Annotated in this window: 15 protein-coding genes; all 15 read right to left on the bottom strand. The window is 56.8% G+C overall.

Annotation, left to right across the window (positions count from 1 at the left end):
* Nucleotides 1-4: 4 nt before the first annotated feature.
* A complete protein-coding gene (gene rsmH, locus ACVBEJ_RS07760) occupies nt 5-958 on the bottom strand; it encodes a 16S rRNA (cytosine(1402)-N(4))-methyltransferase RsmH (protein ID WP_447129220.1) in 954 nt (317 codons plus the stop codon).
* A 304-nt stretch (nt 959-1,262) separates the two neighbouring features.
* Nucleotides 1,263-1,721, bottom strand: a complete 459-nt coding sequence (gene mraZ, locus ACVBEJ_RS07755; RefSeq protein WP_447129050.1) for a division/cell wall cluster transcriptional repressor MraZ — start codon at nt 1,719-1,721, stop codon at nt 1,263-1,265.
* Nucleotides 1,722-2,237: 516 nt separating this feature from the next.
* On the bottom strand, nt 2,238-3,797 hold the full coding sequence (locus ACVBEJ_RS07750; RefSeq protein ID WP_447129049.1) for a SulP family inorganic anion transporter: 1,560 nt from the start codon (nt 3,795-3,797) through the stop codon (nt 2,238-2,240).
* 260 nt (nt 3,798-4,057) lie between these two features.
* Complete coding sequence (locus tag ACVBEJ_RS07745) at nt 4,058-4,528, bottom strand: hypothetical protein (RefSeq protein ID WP_447129048.1); 471 nt, start codon at nt 4,526-4,528, stop codon at nt 4,058-4,060.
* A gap of 312 nt (nt 4,529-4,840) precedes the next feature.
* Complete coding sequence (locus tag ACVBEJ_RS07740) at nt 4,841-6,052, bottom strand: heme biosynthesis HemY N-terminal domain-containing protein (RefSeq protein ID WP_447129047.1); 1,212 nt, start codon at nt 6,050-6,052, stop codon at nt 4,841-4,843.
* The gene (locus ACVBEJ_RS07735; RefSeq protein WP_447129046.1) at nt 6,049-7,431 is read right to left on the bottom strand and encodes a uroporphyrinogen-III C-methyltransferase; all 1,383 of its coding nucleotides are present in this window, start codon (nt 7,429-7,431) and stop codon (nt 6,049-6,051) included. Before ACVBEJ_RS07735 ends, ACVBEJ_RS07740 begins: the two co-directional genes overlap by 4 nt.
* A gap of 30 nt (nt 7,432-7,461) precedes the next feature.
* Complete coding sequence (locus ACVBEJ_RS07730; RefSeq protein WP_447129045.1) at nt 7,462-8,268, bottom strand: uroporphyrinogen-III synthase; 807 nt, start codon at nt 8,266-8,268, stop codon at nt 7,462-7,464.
* On the bottom strand, nt 8,269-9,201 hold the full coding sequence (hemC, locus tag ACVBEJ_RS07725) for a hydroxymethylbilane synthase (protein ID WP_447129219.1): 933 nt from the start codon (nt 9,199-9,201) through the stop codon (nt 8,269-8,271). It lies immediately after the preceding gene.
* A 178-nt stretch (nt 9,202-9,379) separates the two neighbouring features.
* Nucleotides 9,380-10,189, bottom strand: coding sequence for a carbon-nitrogen hydrolase family protein (locus ACVBEJ_RS07720; protein WP_447129044.1), 810 nt, complete (start codon nt 10,187-10,189; stop codon nt 9,380-9,382).
* Entirely contained in the window at nt 10,189-14,115 is a 3,927-nt protein-coding gene (locus ACVBEJ_RS07715) for a YhdP family protein (RefSeq protein WP_447129043.1), read from the bottom strand. The genes ACVBEJ_RS07720 and ACVBEJ_RS07715 overlap by 1 nt, the downstream gene beginning before the upstream one ends.
* A gap of 105 nt (nt 14,116-14,220) precedes the next feature.
* Nucleotides 14,221-15,717, bottom strand: coding sequence for a ribonuclease G (gene rng, locus ACVBEJ_RS07710; RefSeq protein WP_447129042.1), 1,497 nt, complete (start codon nt 15,715-15,717; stop codon nt 14,221-14,223).
* Nucleotides 15,718-15,972: 255 nt separating this feature from the next.
* A complete protein-coding gene (locus tag ACVBEJ_RS07705) occupies nt 15,973-16,587 on the bottom strand; it encodes a Maf family protein (RefSeq protein ID WP_447129041.1) in 615 nt (204 codons plus the stop codon).
* Nucleotides 16,588-16,596: 9 nt separating this feature from the next.
* Nucleotides 16,597-17,073, bottom strand: coding sequence for a rod shape-determining protein MreD (gene mreD, locus ACVBEJ_RS07700; protein WP_447129040.1), 477 nt, complete (start codon nt 17,071-17,073; stop codon nt 16,597-16,599).
* Complete coding sequence (gene mreC, locus ACVBEJ_RS07695; protein WP_447129039.1) at nt 17,070-17,888, bottom strand: rod shape-determining protein MreC; 819 nt, start codon at nt 17,886-17,888, stop codon at nt 17,070-17,072. The genes mreD and mreC overlap by 4 nt, the downstream gene beginning before the upstream one ends.
* Nucleotides 17,889-18,060: 172 nt before the next feature.
* Nucleotides 18,061-19,095 (bottom strand): rod shape-determining protein, encoded by a 1,035-nt coding sequence (locus tag ACVBEJ_RS07690; RefSeq protein WP_447129218.1) that lies wholly within the window; start codon nt 19,093-19,095, stop codon nt 18,061-18,063.
* Nucleotides 19,096-19,360: the final 265 nt, after the last annotated feature.

The following is a 19,360-nucleotide window of genomic DNA, read 5'->3' as shown; positions in this document are numbered from 1 at the left end:
TCATTTACACCAGCTTTTCCGCCACACGCATAATCGCGCTGCGGGAACGAACATTGTCATCCACCTCACCCCCAGAGGGTTTGAGGGGCTTACCCACGGACTTCATGGGCCGCAACCCGGGCTCATCCCGCACCGGCACACCGCGAGGCAACTGCGGGCCGCGTTCCTGGTCGCGCACAAAGCGCTTGACGATGCGATCTTCCAGGGAGTGAAAACTGATCACCACCAGGCGACCGCCAACCGCCAATACGTCCAGCACCTGCTCCAGCAACTGCTTGAGGTCATCCAGCTCGCGATTGATGTGAATGCGGATACCCTGAAAAGCGCGGGTGGCCGGATGCTTGTGTTTTTCCCAGGCTGGGTGGGCATCGGCGACGATTTTTGCCAACTGGGTGGTGGTGGTAATTTCCTGTTGTTGGCGAGCGCTCACTATCGCTTTAGCCATACGGCGGGCAAAACGCTCCTCGCCGTACTCTTTTAATACTTGGGCGATTTCTTCCTCTTTCGCACGGGCCAACCACTGAGCAGCACTCTCACCGGACTCGGTATTCATGCGCATATCCAGGGGACCTTCGCGCAGAAAGCTGAAGCCGCGATGGTCGTCGTCCAACTGGGGAGAAGAAACCCCCAAGTCCAGCAATACGCCCTGCACCTTGCCGACCAGATCACGACACTTCACCTGTTCGCCCACAGTGGCAAAAGAGTCGTGAATCAATTCCAGGCGCGAATCATCGGCAAAGCGCTGGCGACCGCTGGCGATGGCTTCCGGGTCCTTATCAAAAGCCAGCAGGCGACCATGGACAGACAATTTGTCAAGAATGGCGGCGCTGTGGCCACCGCGACCGAATGTGCCGTCAATATAGATACCGTCCGGATTGGTGACGAGCGCAGCCACCGCCTCATCCAGCAGCACACTTGTATGAGGGTTTGAGTTCTGTGTGGTCTGGCCTTGTTGCATCAGGTTTGGCTCCATATCCACTAGGGGGGTGTTAACAATTAATGAGCCGCTACTGCTGGAGTTCATTTTTTGCTCCAGCAAGACAGAGGGAGTGCCGTGTAGTCACTCTACATAAGCGACCGATAACGCAGCTGGGGCGACTTTCATTACAAAAGTAAGTGAGCCCAGCCCTTCGGGCTGTCCCTGAAAAGGCGTCATCCTGCGTTATTCGTCGCTCATTTGGAGCGACCAAACCGCACTCCTCATGCCTTGACTGACGCCTTTTCAGGGACAACAGTAGTGACTCATTAATTGTTAACACCCCCTAAAGGCTCAGCGAAAGCATCTCTTCTGGTATGGGTTGATCGTCCATGCTTTCTTCCAGACATTCTTCGTGGTGGGCGCCGTAAAGCCCGGCATCCCAGATTTCAAAACGGTGGCCGACACCCAGCAGGCGTACTTTTTTATCCAGGGAGGCGTGCTGGCGCAATTCCGGTGGCAGCAAAATACGGCCACTGCCGTCGATTTCCAGCTCGCGGGCATTACCAATCAGCAAGCGCTGCAAACGGCGCGCCTTGGGGTGGGAAGGCAAACGGGAAATTTTGTTTTCGATCTGAATCCACTCGTCCATGGGATAGAGCAGCAGGCAGCGATCCTGTACATCATTATTCACAGTCACCACCAGGCGACCGCCACACAGCTCCATCAGCTCATCGCGAAACCTGGCCGGTACCGCCATGCGCCCTTTGGCATCTATGTTGATGTCGTTGCTACCCCGAAACACCGGTTTATCCCGTTTTATTGGTTATTTATTGTTCAATTACCCTTGAGCTTGACCGAAAGCGGGTAAAAGAATGACCAAAAATGACACAATTACCCACAATCCGCCACTAAACGACACTATATGCTCATAGAAAGAGAAGTCAAGGAAAGCGGACTGCAAAAAACCAAAAACGTGTGGCTAAAATCGCCGAACTGGACGGCATCTTTCGAGAAATAAAAAACAAAAAGACAAAAGATAAGATAAAACAGAAAGGTATAAACACAACTTAAAGCGACACTTTAAGAAGTGTTATAAATTTTTGGAATAAGAGAGGTAGTTTTGGCTAAAAAATAAAAGAACTGGTTGATTTTTAACCAACATTGACCGTCAAGGGTGACTGAAGAGGCGGCGAGCTGCGGGCAGATCGAGCGCAATTGTCATCCTGAGCGCAGCGAAGGATCTCTGTGTTGGACTGAACCACGGGATTCTTCGCTGCGCTCAGAATGACGGGTGGACACCAAACAGCTCGCAGCTGAATCAACCCAACGCATCATCCGCAACATGGTAGGTGGGATCTTCCATGACATTCACCTCCACCAGCTTGCCCGCCTTGCGCAACAGCAGGCGGCATTCCGGGCTGAGGTGGCGCAGATGGAGGGTGCGGCCAGCATTCTGATAGCGCTCCGCCAGGGCGTCGATGGCCTCGATAGCGGAGTGGTCGCAGACACGGGAATTTTTGAACTCCACAATCACGTCTTGCGGGTCAGTGCGGGCGCTGAACAGGTCGCGGAAGTTACTCACCGAGCCAAAAAACAGCGGCCCGTGAATGTCGTATATTTTCGAGCCGTTTTCATCGATGCTGATTTCCGCACGAATGTGTTTGGCGTGCTCCCAGGCAAACACCAGCGCGGAAACAATCACCCCCACCACCACGGCAATGGCCAGGTCCGTCACCACGGTAACCCCAGACACCAGCACCAGCACAAAGGCATCGCCTTTGGGAATCTTGCCCATTATGCGGAAGCTGGACCACTCGAAGGTGCCGATCACCACAATAAACATCACCCCGATCAACGCCGCCAGGGGAATCTGCTCAATCAGGCTGGAGGCAAACAGAATAAAGCACAGCAAAAACAGCGCCGCTGAAATACCAGACAAGCGCCCGCGGCCACCGGAATTAATATTAATCATGCTCTGGCCAATCATGGCGCAGCCGCCCATGCCGCCGAAAAACCCGGTCACCGTATTGGCAACGCCCTGCCCCACACACTCTTTATTGCCACGGCCACGGGTGTCGGTGACTTCGTCGATCAGCGTCAGTGTGAGCAGGGACTCGATCAAACCAATGGCTGCCAAAATAATGGAGTAAGGCAGCACAATCATCAGGGTATCCCAGTTAAAGGGAACCGCAGGAATATGAAACTCCGGGAAGCCGCCAGCTACCGAGGCCACATCGCCTACGGTTTTGGTGTCAATAGAAAGGCCAATCACCAGCAGACTCACCACCAGAATCGCCGCCAGGGACGCGGGAATGGCTTTGGTGAGTTTCGGCAAACACCAGATAATCGCCATGGTCAAAGCAATCAACCCGGCCATAATCCAGAACTGGCTGTAACCCATCAAGGCACTGAACCCTTCACCACTCAACAGGCCGGATTCCACCTCCGGCACCGGAATCTGCCCCAGTTGAGCCAGGAAGATCACAATCGCCAGGCCGTTTACAAAGCCCAGCATCACCGGGTGCGGCACCATGCGGATAAACTTGCCCAGCCGCAACACCCCACAGAGAATCTGAATTACCCCCATCACCACCACCGTGGCAAACAGATACTCCACGCCGTGTTCCACCACCAGTGACACCATCACCACCGCCAGCGCACCAGTGGCCCCGGAAATCATTCCCGGTCGGCCGCCAACAGCTGCGGTAATCAGCCCCACAATAAAAGCGGCGTACAACCCCACCAGCGGATCCACATGAGCCACAAATGCAAAAGCCACCGCTTCCGGCACCAACGCCAAAGCAACGGTAAGGCCGGAGAGCAAATCGTTCTTGATGCACTGGCGCGACGGAATAGCAGCGAGAGAGACGCTGGACATGGGAACTCCTGAGGGGTGGTGGGCGGTGGATTTCAGGCGCGGGATGCTATCACAAACAGCCGGTAATGATAATGAGCGAAGGAGTGTGCGCAGAGGCAACGTTTTGGTGGCGACCGGGAGTCAGGGGAATTTCTTCAGGCACATCGTAAATACATCCCTGTAGATTCTTCTGCGGCATCCTTGCCGCAGACGGCCTGAAGAAATCCCCCCGGCTCCCGATCTTCATGCCGAGTATTGGAACCTTTAGCAACCGTTTATCCTTACTCGTCACGCACCAACCCGTGAGCAATACGCATTTCGTGTACTGCCTCGCGCACCAGCACTTTCTTTTTGCCAATCAGAAAATAACGGTCCTCGTCGGTACTGCCAACAGACTCATACCACTGGCCGCCGATATAAATAGACGCTGCTCCGGAAAACATATTGGTTTTAAAATCCACCTGACCGTCCATACCGTAATCCTCCACCTCCATAATATGACCACCGTTTTTATCCAGCACGGAGTAAGAGAGCAGATCAAAAACACCATCGCCGTCGATATCGGCGAGTGTGACGTAAGGCTTGTCGGTATTGCGTTGATAGATGCCGATGGAAGCGCTGCCTTTTGATTCGCCATCGACGGTCATATAGACGTCGGGGGTGTTTTTATTGCCGATTATGTGGGTGACGGGTTCGGCGAGCAAAGTAACGCTAGCTAAAGCAAAGATCAAAATTAGTACAATATTTTTCACAGCTTTCACCGTCTGCCAAATCAAAAATTTTCAACGTCTCTCAAGCCTGTAAACGCATTGAGAAGTATTACAAAAAACATAACAAGAGCAACCCCTACCGATCCCAAATCCAATGTAGGACCATTCACGCCTTCGACAAAAACAGCGTAAAGCCTGACGCCCAAACAAAAAAATACCGTCAAAAAAATATTAGAACTTACTATAAATACAAAGGCTTTTTTTTGGAAAAGCGTTTGCTTTTAGCCTTCCGAACAAATACAGAAGTTGTCACATGAAGCAAAGTTAAATGTATTGCAACAAAAATATATGTCATTACAAAGCCCCCCCAGCACTCTCCAACAACCCTCGCTGGTAATAAGCCGCACTTTTGTCCACTTCACCCAGCTGCGCCATCAGCCTTGCCAACTCAGCATAAACCTCCGGCGCGGGGGATAGCCCCAGGGCCGTTTCCAGGTAGTCGCGGGCCTTGCCCCACAATTCCGCTTTTTGCGCCAGCCGCCCCAACGCCAATAACAATGCCGGGTTATTGGGATGCTCCCGCAGCCAGGCTTCGGCGATCACCATTTGGGTGTTTGTGTCGCCGCCCACCAGTAAACCGTAGCGACGTACCAGGCTGTTGTCCCAATAATTGTTGAGGGCGTTGTGCAGCAGTTTTTCCGCCTGCCGGCCATCGCCTCGGGCTTGCAGGTGGTCGCTGTAAATGGCAACCAGTTGCCCGTTGCGCTTTACCGCTGAGGGCAGGGATTGCCACAGTTGCTCGATACTCTGCTGGTGTTTGTTTTTATCGCTGTCGCTATCTGCTTTGCCCCAGCACTCTGCCTGGGACGCCAATTGTTTGGCGTAGACTTCAACTTCCAGTTGCTGAAATTGCTGCCGATCGTAGCCGCTGTCTTTGCGCAGCTGTGGCAGTAGTTGTTGCAGGTTGTGCCAGTCGTTGAGACCGCGATAGGTTTTTTCCAGCAGGCGCAATACATTGCTGTGGTTGGGGTATTTCTGGTGCACGCGGTTGAGGATGGACAGCGCTTCTTCATAGCGTTGTTCTTTCATGTATAACCGCGCCTTGGCAATTTCCACAGCGGGATTATCGTCCTCAGCGATTTCCTGGGCCTTGTTGAGCAGGGTTTGCGCCGCTTCCCAATTGCCTTCTTGGTAAGCGGCGGTGGCGGCAGCCAGGTAGTTCACCAGGGGCATACCCGACTGGTGGGCACCGCGCACCAGTTGTTGACGAGCCCGCTGCCAACGGCCCTCGATAAAGTACAGCAGGCCGCGGGCGGTTTGCGCCCGGCGGCGGCTCAGCCGTGCCCGACGCCAGCCGGCAAACACTTTCAGGGAGCTGAGCAACCGCCACAGCAGGCGCACCAACAGCCACAACAAAATCAGCGCGATAACTGCTGCCCACAGGTTCATTTCAATGGTGGTGTTGCCCACGGCGATCAACAAATAACCGCTTTCCCGGCTCATCAGCCAGGCAAGACCGGTGCCCAGCAATAACGCAGCGGCGAAGATCAACACCAATCGCCTCATGGCCGCTCAACCTCGCTGTCGGCCCGGCCATCTTTGGGGGCATCGTGACGCAAATGCCACAGGTTGATGTAGTTGCGCAACGCCTGCAGCGAGGCGCTGATTTCCGGCAGTTGGCTGGTGACTATCTGGGTGGACAGAACATCCAGTTCACTGGCAAACACCTGGGCAGGGTGATCGTCGGCAAAGTGTTGGCTTAACCACTGGCGGCATTTTTCCAGGCTGGCGCGATACACCAGGGGCTCTTCTCGCAACAGCGCCAGCTGCGCCTGCTCCAGCATCACCCGCAGGTTGTGGCGCAGGTATTGTTCTTGCTCCACTCCCAGCAATGGTTCGATGGGCTTGTCCCGCTGGCGGATGCGCACGTAGTCTTTCAGCCCGCTGGCAAATTCACCAAAGTGGTCAGCCACCTGCTCGCCCCAGCTTTGCTCCGTATCCTGCGGCTGTTGCACTGGTGTTTGCGGTGGCTGTGGGTCTTTCAGGCTGAAGGCCAGAGTCAGTTGGGAGATGGTATTTGTGAGGGCATTGAGCTGCAGATAAAGCCCTTCGCGATCCACTACGGTGGCAATTTTCAGGGCGGTGATGTCGTTGGCTATCTGGCTGCGCACCGCGAACAGGTCCGGGTCGTCGAAATCCTTGAGAATGGCATCGGCGCTCTGCAACAGGGAAACCGGGCTGGCGGTGCTGCGCTCGGTCAACAGGCGCTGGTTAGCCAGACGCAGCAGATATTCTGCCTCTGCCAACAGCCAGTCGTCACGGGTGGAAGTGGACAAATTCCGCAAACGGCTGCCCTGGCTGGTGACTCGCCGTTGCAGTTCATCCAGCCGCTGGCGGTTGCCCTGCTCTGCCTGGCCAGCCTGCTGCACTTGTGCCGCCAGGGTATCCAGTGCGGTAGAATTTTGCTGTTGCTCAAGCTGCTGTTGCAGTTGTTGCAACTGCGCGGCCTGACTGTCCAATCGGGCTTGCAGGGCTTGCTGCTGGCTGTTACCGACAGCCTGCCATTGTTGCCAGTAAAGCCAGCCGTAATAGCCACCCGCACCCAACCCCGTCAGTAATAACAGGGTAACCAACAGCGCCGGCCAAGCGCTGCGGTTTGATTTTTGAGTACGAGGCTTTTTGGCACGAGACTGTTTAGCACGAGACTTTTTGCCAACAGAGCGCCGCTTGGTAGACAGATCATCAATATCCAGCGGGTCCGGCACGTGCCGGGGCTTGGAGTTATCGGCTTTTTTGGCGGGCTGCTGCTCAGCCCGTTTGGTCAGGATGGGAGGCTGCTGGCTGTCTTTGGCCGCAGATTGTCCGGAGCTGCTTTTCCCGGAGCTTTCCTTTTTGGCGCTTTCCGGTTTAGAGCTTTCCGGTGTTTTTTGGTCTTTATCCGTCACTGGCCCATTGCTCTGCGAAATTGATAGATGTCAGTCGCTAATGTAACACCTGCTTACAGCCGAAACCATGTCACCGGGCACAGCGGAGTTGGCGACTTGAAGGTTTACAAAGCCCCTGTCTCTGGCGAGACCCGCTATGCGCTCACTGGGCACCACCAAAGGCAATATAAAAAGGTCAGCATGCAGTGCTTCGGGTACCTGGCTCAACAGGTTATCAAGCAACTCTGCGGAATGTGCCACCGTTGCGCTCACACCATTTTGCAAAGCACTGAGGATATCCGCCCGGTGTTGATCGCTGGAGCAGCGACTGTACAGGTTTAACTCATCCACCTGGGCGCCGCGCTGTTGCAGTTGATCTGCCAGGAACTCACGCCCCCCCTCGCCTTTGCAAATCAGCACTTTACGATTGTGCAGTTGTTGCAAAGCGGGGAGTTGCAACAAGCCCTCACTGGTTTGATTTTGGTTGGGAGCCTGAGCCTCAATACCCTGGGCTGCCAATACCTGACGGCTGCTTTCACCAACCGCATAAAACTGAACACCAACCGGCAACTGGGGCCAGCAGTGGTCTATCCAGTTGCCCGCCAGCAATGCGGCCGGGCGACTGACCACAATAACTGCTTGATAATTGGCCAGCGCCAGCACACGACTTTTAATCTGTTCAATATTGTGGTTGGTGGGCGCGTTACCGAGAGGAATATCGCAGGGCTGAATCGCCATCACCGGCAAGTGCAGGGGTCGTGCGCCGCAGGTGGCCAGTTGCTCGACAAACTGATCAGGTTCCAGCGCCGCCAAGGGCTTGGGGCGAATCACCAGAACCCGTTTACCCGCCAGATTCATTTACTGCTGGCCATAGACTTCGGCAAGAATGGCATCGGCACCACGGGCCAATAGCCGATCAGCCAGGGTAATACCCAACTGCTCCGCCTGCTCAGCGGGGCCGCAGATGTCATCCCGCAGAACACGGGAACCGTCCACCGCGCCCACCAGACCGCGCAACCACAACTGGTCGTTTCCCTGTAACAGCGCGTAACAGGCAATGGGCACCTGGCAGCCACCTTGCAGGCGACGGTTCATGGCGCGCTCGGCAGTAACGCACACAGCGGTGTCGCGGTGGTGCAATGGCGCCAACAAATCGATGGTGCGCTGATCGCTGTTGCGACATTCGATACCCACCGCCCCCTGACCACCAGCGGGAAGGGAATCTTCCGGAGCAATACGGCTGCGAATGCGCTCGCCCATTTGCAGGCGAAGCAAACCGGCGCTGGCAAGAATAATGGCATCGTAGTCGCCGTTATCCAGTTTCGCCAAGCGAGTATTGACGTTGCCCCGCAGGTCGAGAATTTGCAAATCTGGCCGGGATTCCCGCAACTGGCACTGGCGGCGCAAACTGGACGTACCCACCCGGCCGCCCGCTGGCAGTTGTGACAAGTCGTTGTACTGGCTGGAAACAAAAGCGTCGGTAGGATCTTCCCGCGGGCAAATGGTGGTCAGCCCCAAGCCCTCCGGAAATTCCATGGGCACATCCTTCATGGAGTGCACGGCAATATCCGCGCGCCCTTCCAGCATGGCCACTTCCAGCTCTTTGACAAACAGCCCCTTGCCTCCCACCTTGGCCAGGGGCGTATCGAGAATTTTATCGCCCTTGGTGGTAAAGCCCAGCAACTCCACCACCAAACCCGGGTGGTGTTTCTGCAATTCAGCTTTTACATATTCTGCCTGCCACAGGGCGAGGGGGCTTTTGCGGGTGGCGATTTTGAGGAGTTGGGACATGGTGGGTTGCGGGTTGCGGGTTGCGGGTTGCGGGTTGCGGGTTGCGGGTTGCGGGTTGCGGGTTGCGGGTTGCAACCATAGCAAAGCAGCGAGCAGCGCGCTACGGGCGGTAAGCAAACCAGAAAAGGAATGTATTAACAGCCTGCTGCAGAGGCTCTTGCCACCAGCCCATACCCCACTAAAGCCGCCGATGCTGCTCAATGGGCATATTTTGTTTCAGCTTTTGAATTTCCGCCAGGTCAATATCAGCACAAATCACTCCTTCGCCGCCGTCCAGTTCAGCCAATACATTTCCCCAGGGGTGGACGATTGCAGAACCGCCCCAGGTGGGGCGTTTGGGGTGGTGGCGGTCGCCCATATTGGCACCGATAACAAAACATTGATTTTCCACCGCCCGGGCGCGCAGCAGCAGTTGCCAGTGGGCTTCGCCGGTGACGGCGGTAAAGGCGGAAGGCACCAAGACAATTTCCGCACCGCGGTCGGCCAACTGCCGAAACAGTTCGGCAAAGCGCAGGTCGTAACACACACTCAGCCCCAGTTTGCCGAAGGGGGTATCCAGCACTGCGGGCTCAATACCCGGGCGATAGTCGTCGGATTCCCGATAATGCTTATGGGCGTCTCCCACATCCACATCGAACAGGTGTATTTTGTTGTATTGGCCTTGTTCGTTGCCGTCACTGTCAACCACCAGGCAGGCGGCGTAGCCGCGCTCATCCCCCGGTGACACCACAGGAAGGGTACCGCCGACAATCCACAGCCGATGGCGTTTTGCCTGTTCACTGAGAAACTGGCGTACCGGGCCACTGTTGTCGGCTTCATCGCGGGCCACCTGGCGCAGCTCCTTGCAGCCGTAGTAGGCAAAATTTTCCGGCAGCACGGCCAACCGGACACCCTGCTCTGCGGCCTGCGCCAGCAGCGCCTCCGCCCGTTGCAGGTTGTGCTGCAGGTCGCGGGTACTGCACATTTGAATGGCGGCAACTTTGGTCATTACGTGCCTTGCTCCTGATCTTCTGACGGTGAGGTTTTTTCTTCAACTACGCTTTTTTTGTCGGAGAACACTTTTTCAATTTCAAACTCCGGGTCATCCCAGGAGCCTTGAATTTTGTAGCTGAGGCTGGAGAGTTTGTTCACCTGTTTTTTGAACACTTTACTGATTACCCAGGCACCGGCGGCAGCGGGCAGGTTGACCGCCAGAGCCGCCACCCAGGGCAGGTTGGTACCCACCGGCAAGGTGGCCACCAGCTGGGTGTCTATCTGCTCGTTGATCAGGTCGATATTGCCGTACATTTTCATGGTGCCCGAGGGACCTTTGGCAACAATGGCTTCGGGGAAGCGCAGGTAGCCGTTGTCAAATATCAGGCTGCCGTTGATGTAGTCGTAACTCAGCCCCTTGCTGAACACATCGGAAAAATCCAGCCTCAGACGACGCAGCCAGGTGCTGAAATTCAGCAGCCCCACCACGCGAATAAACGGGCTGGCGCCGCCGGTACTCTGCTGGATGGTGCCATCAGTCAAAATAAACGTTATCTGCCCCATCAGGTTATTGCGGTCAAACTCCCAGGGCCGCCCGGTCCAGTTCAGTTCGCTTTGCAATACCGCATTGTCGCCTTTGATGATGGGTTCCATACCGATATTTTCCAGCACCTGGGCAATGTTGGTTGACTGTACGGTGCCGGTGTAACTGCTGCTGTGTTGCTGGCCGTCAAAGCGCCACTGGAAATCCCCGTCTGCCTGCAGGCCGAGTACCTGGGCATTCAATTCACTGATGGTCAACCCTTGTTCACTGGCATCCAATGCAAAGGACACCGCCCCCAGCTGACGTTCGCCCAGCTGCAGATTGTCCACAGAAAAAGTCATGCTGCGCAGGGTGCGGGGGTCAAAGGTGACTGCGCCGCTTTGTTCGCCACCTGGCTGTGACAGCTCCGGCAGTTTCAGGTGATCGAGAGCGATCACCATGGGCCGACTGTTATCCAGGGGGATGTTCAATTTGCCAGCGGCGCTATCGGATTCCAGGCTGGTGCGCAGCACCGAGCCCACCAGTGTGCCATTGAGGTGGGCGTTTTCCAGGCTGAGGGCAGACACCCCCAGTTCACCCACACGCACATCGAGAATGGCCGGCGGCAGCCAACGCCTTGAGGGGTTTTCACCCTGGCTTTGTTCGGGGCTGTCAAACAGGGTCAGCAAGCTGGACTGCCAATCCACCAAATTGACATCGCTGACATCCGCCGCCAACAGCAACACCTGATTTTCCGGCAGCGCCAGATCAGAGCGATTCACCCCCAGGTAGCCGCGCTGCAAATACTTGCCCTGCCACTGGGAGCCGGCGCGAACACTCTGGCCATAGGAGGCTTCGATATCCACCAGGTCACCGAACGTCAGCAACGCCTCAAAATTTTGCGACTGGCTCGCCTCCTTGCCAAAAGGCTGTGGCAGGTCAACCGCAATACCTTGCAGCTGGCTTTGTACCTTGATGGAGCCGGACTGTTCGTCGCCATCACCGGGCAGGATCACCACCGCCTGATAACGGCTCTGACCCTGAATCTGCTGGCCCACATCCACATTGAAGTGCTGCGCCAACAACGCTGGCTGCAAAGCGCCGTCCACGGTCAATTGCAGGCCTTCATCCTCCGTGACCAAATTGGCGGTAGCGGGCATACCCCACAAGCGACCTTTCAGCGAATCGCCGCGCAGCCCCTTGTCCAGATCGAACCGCATCTGCCCGGCAACGCCATCAATACGCACCTGATATTCCGGCTGCACAAGCGCCCCATCAACCACATCCGCCACCACCTGATAACGGCCAGTTTGCCAGTCGTCTTGCAGGGGTACTTGCAGGTCCACACGGGCGCTGACATCTCCGCCCAGCTGCCAGCCTTCCAAGCCATCCACTCTTTCCCGCAGCGGTGAACGCCGCAACAATTGCCGGGTTTGTTCCGCATTGGCACTGCCCGTGGCGCGAATATTGAGGCGCTGCTCACCCAGGGCATCCATGGTCAGCTCGCCGCCATGAACAGCCAAACCACCCATACGACCGGCGCTGATGTCCCCTTGCAAGTGGCCGCCGTGATACAGCAGGCGACCGGAAAACTCCTCCAGTGCCGGCCATTCCGGGTGGTAGATCAGGCGCTCGCCATTGGCGGCCACATGAAGCTGAATAGTGCGCCTGTCTTCCTGCCCGTTGCGCACCGAACCGCGGTAGATAACCCCGGCTTCCGCCACGCTGACATTGTCCAGGGCGCGGTCCAGCCATTCAGTCAGATTGGGGTTGAGAATGGCGGGCACAAATTGATCCCGGTAGCGGGAGTGGCTGTTGAGCACCCCAAGCTGCAGGAACAGTTGCGCCGCATCGTCGCTGCGCACAATCGGCTGGTACAGGTAGAACTGCCCCTTCATTTGCCCCGCCGGGGAATCCGCCTGCAGCAAACTGCTGGTCAGGGTGATCAGCTGGCGCTGGCGATCCCAGGACCACCCCAGGGTGCCGGAGACCCGATTCACAGCAATGGCACTGGTAAACAGCTTTTCGAAATGGATACTGGCATCGCGGCTGTCCAGGGCCAGCATGCCGTCATCAATGGTGGTTTCCAGATAGCCACTCACACCGCTGGCCGCGGGAACCCCCTGATAGGCGTTGATAGCCACATCGCGCAGATTCGCCTTCAACACCAAATCCGGCAGCCCGGTATCGGACAGCACCGCGTCCAGGCTGACGTTGTCCACGTGGCCGCTGGGCTCAATGGCGGCCAGGGCGTCTGCCACTTGCTGCGGCAAAAATTCGCTGTTGACCAGTAATTTGCGCAGCGCGTCCACACTGAGATAATTGATGTCCAGGCCGAATTCGCCCCAGCGATCCCCAACCCTCTGGTTAAAGCGAATATCCAGCGGCTGAATATTTTCCTCACCCCACTGAAAGTGCAGCCCTTGCAGCGCCAGGCCCCAGTCCTCACCGGGCTGATACCAACCGGTAACGTCGGTATTCAAGCCGGTGACCTCCGGCAGTGCCATGGCCCTGTCCAGGGGCAGTTGATCGGTTTGCAGGCGGCCGCGCATATCCACCCGGCCATGCTCTCCCCATTGCAGCCACAGCTGGGTGGCGACACTGCCATCCAGTGCCGTCAGTTTGTCTTCATAGGCCGGAAGCAACTGGGCAAAAAACCTGGTTACGGAAGCCAGATTGAGTTGCTGCAGTTCCACGTAAGCCTGAGCATGAAATTCGTCCAGATCGCGGTAATCTCCCTCTCCCTCAAACACAAAGCGGGCCAGGGATTGTTGATCGGTGCCGGATTCAGTGGCTGATTGCTCGCTGTCCGGCTCCTCACCGCCAGCAATAGCGGCGACGATGCGGTGAAACTGGTCGTTGTTTTCAACCAGGATATCGCCAGCATTAAAGGTCAATTGGGCACCGGAGTAAAAGTGCAGTGCAACCGACACACTGTCCACTTCAATCAGCGAGCTGTAGAGCAACATATCCAGAGGGCGAATACCACCGCCACTGCCGCCGGTAAGAGGAAAGCCCGCCAGTGACCAGCGACCGCTGGCATCTTCCACCAGCTGCAAATTCACCTGACTGAGGCTGAGCTTGCGCCAGATCAGCTGGCCATGCCAAATGCTGGCAAATGGCTCCAATTCCGCACTCAGCTGGCCAATACCAATATGCCCCGTGTCATCTGCGGTTATCTGCACACCATCCGCAGACAGAGTGGGCGCCAGTCGCGGCCAGGTGCCAGACAGCCGCTGCAACTGCACCTGCGCCCCCAACACATCGGAAAGCTGTTGCGCCACCTGGGGGCGATAATCGTCCAGATAGGGCAACAGGGTACGCCCCAGCACCACCAACACGGCGTAGCTGATCACCACTGCGGCCATGGTAAACCACAGCCAGCGAGTCAGTTTGCTTACGTATTTCAGTGCTTTCATTTGGATGCCGGGAGATGAAAAATGGGAGATGGAAGACGGAAAACCCTGCACCCTGAATTGAGCGCCGCGTCTCTCGTCTCACATCTCTCGTCTCTCATATAACGCCTAAACCGGAACAATGTCGTACTGCTCCTGAGAGTACATGGACTCCACACGGAATTGAATTGGCCGGCGGATAAATTCTTCCAGGTCGGCAACGTTGGCAGATTCTTCATCCAGCAGGCGGTCGATCACCGGCTGGCAGGCCAGCACCAGAAATTTTTCGCACTCAAAGGCGCGGGCTTCGCGGAGGATTTCTCGCAGGATTTCGTAGCACAGGGTTTCCACAGATTTAACGCTGCCACTGCCGCCGCACTGCTCACAGGGTTCGCACAGCAAATGCTCCAGGCTTTCACTGGTGCGTTTGCGGGTCATTTCAATCAGGCCCAGCTCCGAGGTAGTCAGTACGCTGGTTTTGGCGCGATCCCGTTCCAGCGCTTTCTCCAGAGTGCGCGACACCTGGCGCTGATGTTCCTTTTCGCGCATGTCGATAAAGTCGAGAATGATAATGCCCCCCAGATTGCGCAGGCGCAGCTGGCGGGCAATGGCGGTGGCCGCCTCCAGGTTGGTTTTGAAGATGGTTTCTTCCAGGTTGCGATGGCCCACAAAGGCACCGGTGTTGACGTCCACCGTGGTCATTGCTTCGGTCTGGTCGATCACCAGATAACCACCGGATTTCAGCTGCACTTTGCGCTGCAGAGCCTTCTGAATTTCATCTTCTACAGAGTAGAGATAAAACAGCGGGCGCTCGCCGGGGTAATGCTCGATCAACGGCAACAGATTCGGGTGATATTTGCCCGCAAATGCGCGCATTTTTTCGTAGCATTCTCTGGAATCCACGCGAATTTTTTCCACCCCGTCGCGGGTCATCTCCCGCAGCGTGCGCAAATGCAGAGGCAAATCCTCAAACACGTTGCTGGCCAGGGGCGTCAGTGGGGCGCGCTCGCCAATATCCCGCCACAGGCGTTTTAAAAAGTGCACATCCCGGCGCAATTCACCGGCGGACAAACCCTCGGCGGCGGTGCGAATAATATAGCCGCCATCGGGGTTGGCTTCTCCGGTGAGAATTTTCCCGTCGCCCTCCTCCGACAGAGCAAGCGCCAATTCGCCTTTGAGCCGCTCACGCTCGGCCTCCCCTTCTATGCGCTGGGAGATACTGATATGGGATTCGCGAGGGATATACACCAGGTATTTGGAGCACACCGACAGCTTGCTGCTCAGTCGCGCGCCTTTGCTACCCAGGGGGTCTTTGGCCACCTGTACAGTCACCCCCTGACCATCGTGCAACAGCTGGCGAATATCCTCTACCTTCTGCTCACTGCCATCGGCGGCGGCATCCACATGAATGTCATCCACGTGGATAAAACCGGCCTTTTCCAAACCGATGTCCACAAACGCCGCCTGCATACCCGGCATCACCCGCACCACCTTGCCACGGTAAATATTGCCCACCACCCCGCGCTTGAACGTGCGCTCGATGGCCACCTCTTGCAGCACACCGTTTTCCACCAGTGCCACGCGGGTTTCCATGGGAGTGATATTGATCAGGATTTCTGCGCTCATGGGTGGGGATACTCGGTTGGTGAGCAGTGAGTTGATGCTGCGGTGTGTTCGGCAAGCAGTCGCACGCCGCACGTCAGACGTCGCACGCTTTGGTACGGTACTTCTGTCATTCCCGCGCAGGCGGGAATCCATCTCACCACTTCGTCATAAGTATGGGTCCCCGCCATCGCGGGGAGGACACCAATCTTTCTGACAGAGTGCCAGCTTTTAGCGTGCGACGTCAGACGTGCGACGTGCGACTTGCTGTTCTTTATCTCAAAGCTCATCGCCATCCTCACCCCTCTGCCACACATCGATCCCAAACTCCGCCAGCAAATCTGTCGTTTCCGCCAGAGGCAGCCCCACCACATTGGAATAACTGCCTTCAATACGATCCACAAATACCGCCGCCAAACCCTGTATACCATAACTGCCCGCCTTGTCCGCCGGCTCGCCAGTGAACCAGTAGCGCTGGCACTGCTCCCTGCTGAGAGTACGAAAATACACAGAGGTTTCCACGGCGCAGGCGACAGCATGTTTGGCACCCACCATGGCGATGCCAGACAGCACCTGATGGCAGCTGCCGGACAGGCTCATCAGCATGTCCACTGCATCGTTCTGATCACGGGGTTTGCCGAGAATTCGACCGTTGTGCACCACTGCCGTATCCGACCCCAGCACCGGCAAAACCGCATCTGTTTGCGCCTGAAACCCCGCCTGCGCCTTGGCGCGCGCCAAACGGATAACGTAATCCTCAGGGCGCTCTCCCTCCCGAAGGTGTTCCGGCACATTCGCCGGGGCAACCACAAAACGCACCCCAATTTGTTGCAACAGCTGACGACGCCGGGGTGAGGCGGAGGCGAGGATAAAATCAGCGGTTTGGGTATTCACGGCACAGGCTCAACGGGTCAGGCGCATCATCAGGGTATAGAACAGTGGCCACAGAAGCGCCGAGGTAAGCGCCGGATACCACACCAGCGCCCAACTGGTGCGGCCACCAGCCAGCATATTGACACTCATCACCACCAATTGCGCCGCCGCCACCAACAGCAGCACCACACCACTTTGATGCCATATACGAGCGTGCTGCAAACGCTGACGCAACAGGTGTAACAGGTAAGCACAGACTCCCAGGGCCAACGCATAACGACCAAACACGCCGCCGGTGACCGCATCCATGACCAGCCCGGTAATCCAGGCGGTAGCGATGCCGTAGTAGTTGGGGCGATGAATCAGGGCAAAGGTCAGCACCAGCAAGACAAACTGCGGGCGCCACAGGGCCACACCGCCAAACAGCGGCCACAGTTGCAGTACCAGAGCAACCAGCAGGGCCACAAACAACAGTCCGCGGCGTTGGGATTGTCGGGGCCGCTTCACCGGTTGTTTCCGGCTGGCAGGCCAGCCGCCGACCCCAGCTGTTCTTCCGAGGGGAAAACCAGCAATACCGTGCGACGGCGATTGAGAGGTTCGCTGGGAGCGACTATCACGTCCACAAACGCCTTGCCGGGGTCCCGTTCAATGCGCTCTACGGTGCCCACCGGATAGCCCGCCGGGTAGCGATCACCGAGCCCTGAGCTTTCCAACAGGTCGCCACTGGCAATGTCCATGGTGGGGGAGATATAACGCAGCTTCAGGTTGCCATCGCCAATGCCCTCGGCTATGGCACGCAGACCGTTGCGGCGCACCTGCACCGGCAGGGCGTGGCGGCTGTCGGTAATCAGCAGCACCCGGCTGTGGCCACTGAAGACATCCACCACTTGGCCCATCAAACCCTCGGCACCGAGTACAGCCTGGCCCACAAAAACGCCGTCGGCGCTGCCGCGATTGATGGTAAAGGTGTGGGACAGTGGGTAGTCCGGAGATATGCCGATCAGCTCCGCCACCTGAACCCGGTCCTTGACCATTTCGGTGGCGTTGAGCAGGCTGCGCAGGCGAATATTTTCCGCTTCCAGTCCAGCCATGCGTTGCTGGCTGGCCCGCAATACCAGCAGCTGGGTTTTCAGCTGTTCGTTTTCACTGGCGAGGTCGGCGCGGCTGAGGGTGGATTCCTCACCCCACTCCGCCATACGCCCCGGTAAATCTGCCAGCCAGTGCAGCGGATAAACCACTTCCTCCAGATAACTGCGCGCCGGTTTCAGCCACTGGGTGAAGCTGTCTATCAGCACCAAGATCAGAGCGAGCAAACCCAGCACAAGGATACGCCTTGAGGGAGAGCGACCTTGTGCGAACAGGTTTTTGATAGCGACCCCCTAACGGCGGTTTATAAGACTCTTATTTCGTCATCCTGAGCGCAGCGAAGGATCTTGCAGGTTAAACAAAGCAAAGAGATTCTTCGCTGCGCTCAGAATGACAGATCAACAACACTCAAGGAGAAAGAATATCCAGATTGCGCTTATCCATAATTTCCATAGCGCGACCGCCGCCTCGAGCCACACAGGTGAGCGGGTCTTCGGCGACAATTACCGGCAGGCCGGTTTCGTGGGTCAGCAGACGGTCGATGTCGCGCAACAGGGCACCGCCACCGGTCAGTACGATACCGCGCTCGGCAATATCGGAAGCCAGTTCCGGTGGCGATTGTTCCAGCACCCGCTTCACCGCCTGCACAATACCCGCCAGTGGCTCCTGCAGGGCTTCCAGAATTTCGTCGCTGTTGAGAGTAAAGCTCTTGGGCACCCCTTCTGCCAGATTGCGACCGCGCACGTCGATTTCGCGCACTTCGCTGCCCGGGTAGGCGCTGCCCACTTCGATTTTGATACGCTCGGCGGTGGAATCGCCAATCACGCTGCCGTAGTGACGGCGCACGTAGTTGGTAATGGCTTCATCAAAGCGGTCGCCGCCTATGCGTACGGAGTCGGAGTACACCACGCCATTGAGGGACAAAATGGCGATTTCGGTGGTACCACCACCGATATCCACCACCATGGAGCCACAGGCTTCTTCCACCGGCAAACCGGCACCGATGGCCGCCGCCATAGGCTCTTCAATCAGGTATACCTCGCGGGCACCGGCACTGTCGGCAGACTCGCGAATGGCACGCTTTTCCACTTCCGTTGCCAAACAGGGCACACAGATCAGCACCCGGGGGCTGGGGGGAATCAGGCTGTTTTCGTGCACCTTTTTGATAAAGTGCTGGAGCATTTTTTCGGTCACCTGAAAGTCGGCGATCACACCGTCTTTCATGGGGCGGATGGCGGTAATATTGCCGGGAGTACGACCCAGCATGCGCTTGGCTTCAACCCCTACTGCCTCAACAATTTTCTGGCCGTGGTGGTGACGAATGGCCACTACCGATGGCTCGTTGAGCAGAATGCCTTTGTCGCGAACATGAATCAGGGTGTTGGCAGTTCCCAGGTCAATAGAAAGGTCGTTGGAAAAAAGTCCGCGCAGTCGTCTAAACACCATTTGTTTTTTATTCCTTGTCGGCCGGAACGCCGGGAAAGCATCGTTATGTACAGGGCGGCAACCAGTGCCACCGCTCCCGCGTGAATTTAACTCGCGACTGTAACAACCACGGGGATTCAGGGCAACAACAACCGTGCGATTGCCAGGGCCACCTCATCTAAATTAGCGCCTCCAGTACCTTGACAAGAGTCTGATTGTCCCAACCAGCCAGTTTTCTCATTTGCTTAACGCTGGTTCGCTTGGGCTTCACCGTATTGATGGC

The organism is Porticoccus sp. GXU_MW_L64 (assembly GCF_052983295.1).
This window is presented reverse-complemented; position numbering and strand designations above follow the sequence as displayed.